Origin of the sequence: Glycomyces sp. L485, assembly GCF_022548875.1 — a bacterium.
GTDB lineage: Bacteria > Actinomycetota > Actinomycetes > Mycobacteriales > Micromonosporaceae > Glycomyces.
The window spans coordinates 36094-39984 of record NZ_JAKZEW010000038.1 but is presented as its reverse complement, the minus strand read 5'-3'; the positions used below and the strand labels follow the sequence as shown (position 1 = coordinate 39984).

Here is a 3891-nt window from a genome sequence, read left to right as displayed (position 1 = left end):
GACTCCTACCAAGGCGACAACCAAGGCGTCATCTGGATCGAGTTCGATCCGGACGCGGGAACGACCTATGTGGGCGTCGCCGACCCCGACAACCCCGTCTACGTATCCGACGACGACGGCGCCACGTGGGAGCCGCTGGCGGGGGCGAGCCAGATCGGCACCGTGGACGGCTACGACAACGTCCCCAAGCAGGCCGCGATCGACGAGGTGAACGGCCACCTCTACATCATCACCTCCTGGGACCCTGGCCCCTACAACGGCTCGCCCGACGATGAAGGCGACGAACGCGGCGGCTCGGTCTGGCGGTACGACACCGCGGCCGGCACCTGGACCGAGATCCACCCGGGCCCCAACGGCACCGACTACCGAGGATTCGGCTTCGGCGGTCTCGCGCTCGACAAGCAGAATCCGGGCACGCTCATGGTCTCCAGCGTCAACGCCTGGTGGCCCGACGAGACCACCTATCGCTCCACCGACTCGGGAGAGACCTGGACCCGGTCGTGGATGCTCGACGGCTGGCCGAACCGGGTCGACAGGTTCGACATAGACCACTCGTCGGTCGGCTGGCTCGACTGGGGCGAGACCAATCCCGGCGAGGCCGAGATCAGCCCCAAGTACGGCTGGATGATCGACTCGATGGCGATCGACCCGCACGACTCCGACCGGTTCATGTACGGCACCGGCGCAACCATTTACGGATCGAACAACCTCACTGCATGGGATTCGGATCAAACCATTACAATCAGCCCGATGGTCCACGGATTGGAAGAAACGAGCGTCCAGGACCTCGCGGCGCCGCCCGAGGGCCCGGAGCTGCTCAGCGCTCTCGGCGACATCGGCGGCTTCGCCCACACCGACCTCGACACCGTCCCGGACGAGTTCTTCCAGTCCCCCACCCACGGCAACACCCGTTCGATCGACTTCGCCGAACTGAGCCCGAACGTCGTCGTCCGCGTCGGCGAGGGCGACGAAGACACCGCGGGCATCGGCGTCTCCTCGGACGGCGGCGCCAACTGGTGGGCCGGGGCCACGCCCGGCGGCATCACCGGCGCGGGCACAGTTGCGGTGTCGGCGAACGCGAACGCCATCGTCTGGTCGCCCGACGGCGCCGATCCGCAGCGCTCCACCGATTACGGCTCCTCTTGGAGCCCGGTCAGCGGCCTGCCCGCGGGCGCGAGGGTCGAGTCCGACCGGGCCGACGCCGACCGCTTCTACGGCTTCTGGGGCGGCACGTTCTACTACAGTGTCGACGGCGGTTCGAGCTTCACCGCCTCGTCGTACTCGGACTTCCCGGCCGAGGGCGATGTCCGATTCGGCGCGGTCCCGGGCGACGCGGGCCACGTCTGGCTCACCGGCGGCGCCGACACCGGCGCCTACGGGATGTGGCGCTCGGTCGACGGCGGCCAGAACTGGACCCGGATCGAGGGCTTCGACGCGGCCGACACCGTCGGCTTCGGCGCCGCGGCGCCCGGACAGGACTACCCCGCGATCTACGCCAGCGCCTCCTACGACGGTGAACGCGGCATCTGGCGCTCGACTGACGAGGGTCAGAACTGGTCGCGCATCAACGACGACGACCACCAGTGGGGCTGGACCGGCTCGGCCATCACCGGCGACCCGAACGTGTTCGGGCGCGTCTACGTCGGCACCAACGGCCGCGGCGTCATCGTCGGCGAGTCGAGCGACTACGTTCCAGACGACCCGACCGGGACGCCGTCGCAGAGCCCGTCGGACGGCCCGAGCGAGACCCCCAGCGAGACCCCGACGACCGAACCGCCCTCCGGCGACTGCGTCGCCGACTGGTCGGCCGCGAGCAGTTGGCCGGGCGGCCACCAGGGTGGCGTCACCGTCACCAACGACACCGGAGCGGCCGGCAGCGGCTGGACGGTCGAGTGGACGTTCACTGGCGAGGAGCAGGTCGCCAACCTGTGGGGCGGCGAGTGGAGCCAGAGCGGTGACACCGTGACCGTCACCAACGCGGACTGGAACGGCACGATCGCCGCCGGAGGGTCCACGACGTTCGGCTACACCGCCTCGGGCGGCGACGCTCCGACCGCCGTCGAACCCGCCTGCACGCTGGACTGAGGCCCGGCACACCTACCCACAACCGAACATCACCCACCCGCGCCGCCGGGCGCGGCGCCGCAGCGCCGCCCGGGACTCGGGGCCACAACCGCATAGGTCCGAATTCCTTCGACGAGAGAAGCGCGATGACACGAACGATCGGGCGGAAGACCGCCACGCTCGGGGCGGCGGCCCTCACCGCCGTCACGGCCCTGGCGTCCTTCGCGCTCATCGACCAGAACGCCGGAGCCCAACAGGAAAGCCCCGCCGAAGCCGTCCCGGCACAGGATTGCGGTGCGGGCGATTACAACGCTGTCGTGGAGGGCAGCGGAGGTTCCTACAGCACCACCAACGGTGGCGAAGAGGTCTACTCGGGAGGCGACTACCGAGAGGCGATCCAAGCCGGGATCGGTTCGCTGACGCCTGGACGCGGACAGCAGGAGAGCGTCGTGGTCCACGCCAGCGGCGGCATCGGAACGGGAGTGATCGACCTGCCGAGCCGCACGTCGCTGTCGGTGTGCGGCACGATCGACGTCGGGAACGCCCCAGGGCGCGGCTCGATCGAGGCCACCGACGCCGAGGACGTGTCCGTTCCGCACCTGAACATGACCGGGAGCCCCTACTTCGGGCTGCGGTTCCACGGGATGGACGGACTGCACCTCGGGCAGATCGACCTGAACTTGAGCGGGGGCCTCGGCATCCGGTTCGACCGCGACGAACCCGGCAGCACGGACGTCACGATGGACGACGTGTTCGTGTCGGGCACCGACAACCACGGCGTCGAGACCTGGAACGTCGACGGGCTGGAGATCGGCACGATCACCGCGCGGGACGTGGCCTACGCCGGCCTGTTGCTCAACAACACCCGGAACGCTCGCATCGGCACCGTCGACGGCGAGAACGTCGCCACCGGCACCGGGTACGCGACCTTCCGGATGGCCAATGAGAACGGGAACCTCGGCGGCGGGAACTACAGCACCAACATCGAGGTCGACAACGTGATCTCTCGTGGCGGCGGCCGAGGCGTCTTCTGCGTCTCGCAGTCCGGCGGAGCGTTGATCCGCAACGTCGACCTGGCCGACAACGGCAACAACTCGATCCTCATCGAGAACTGCTACGGGGTCACCATCGAGGGCGGGACGGTCGAGGGCGGCGGCGAGGTCCGCATCGCCGCGCGAAGCGAGTTCTCCAATACCCGCGACGTCTCGATCACCTTGGAGGTCGACGGTACCTCGGTGCGCGAGTCGCCGTGCGGGGAGAACATCGAATGGAACATCTCCGGCAACGCCTCGGTGGACGTGTGCTGACGCGCCTCGGTGAAACGTTCCAACCACGACAATCGCAAAAGGAGTTGAACGCCTCGGCACACTGACCCGGCACGGCGGGGGTCGCCCGGACCGGACGGTCCTCGCCATTCTCCGAACCAGTACATTGATATATTTCAAATCTTCGACTCAAGGGAACCAATGCCATGACCCGAATACTCAAGCGAAGACTAGTTCTCCTCATCTCGACCCTGGCCGCCGCCGTAACCGGCATCGCCATCGTTCTCGTCGCGCTCCCCCAGGCCAACGCCGTGGAGACGGGCGTCTGGTACAAGATCATCAGCCGCCACTCCGGCCTGGCCCTCGACGTCCTCGACCGCTCGACCGAGCCGGGCGCCGAGATCGTCCAGTGGAACGACACCGGCGGGACGAACCAGCAGTTCCGGTTCATCGACGCGGGCGGCGGCTACTACCGCATCCAGGCCCGGCACTCGAACATGGTGCTGGACGTGTGGGAGTGGAACGCCGACAACGGCGCCACCATCGCCCAATTCGACGACGT

General features: G+C 68.2%; 3 protein-coding genes. All 3 read left to right on the top strand.

All coding sequences use genetic code 11. The features are described from left to right. Window positions 1-2085: cellulose binding domain-containing protein (locus L0U85_RS16420; RefSeq protein ID WP_241378839.1), on the top strand; the 2085-nt coding region annotated here is incomplete at its 5' end. 125 nt (window positions 2086-2210) lie between these two features. Further along, a complete protein-coding gene (locus L0U85_RS16415) occupies window positions 2211-3371 on the top strand; it encodes a right-handed parallel beta-helix repeat-containing protein (protein ID WP_241378838.1) in 1161 nt (386 codons plus the stop codon). A 164-nt stretch (window positions 3372-3535) separates the two neighbouring features. Beyond that, a partial coding sequence (locus L0U85_RS16410) for an RICIN domain-containing protein (RefSeq protein ID WP_241378837.1) occupies window positions 3536-3891 on the top strand: 356 nt, incomplete at its 3' end.

What these genes read in the sequence shown, in the direction of transcription:
- L0U85_RS16415 (WP_241378838.1), top strand. Translation starts at nt 2,211, where the DNA reads ATGACACGAACGATCGGGCGGAAGACCGCCACGCTCGGGGCGGCGGCC.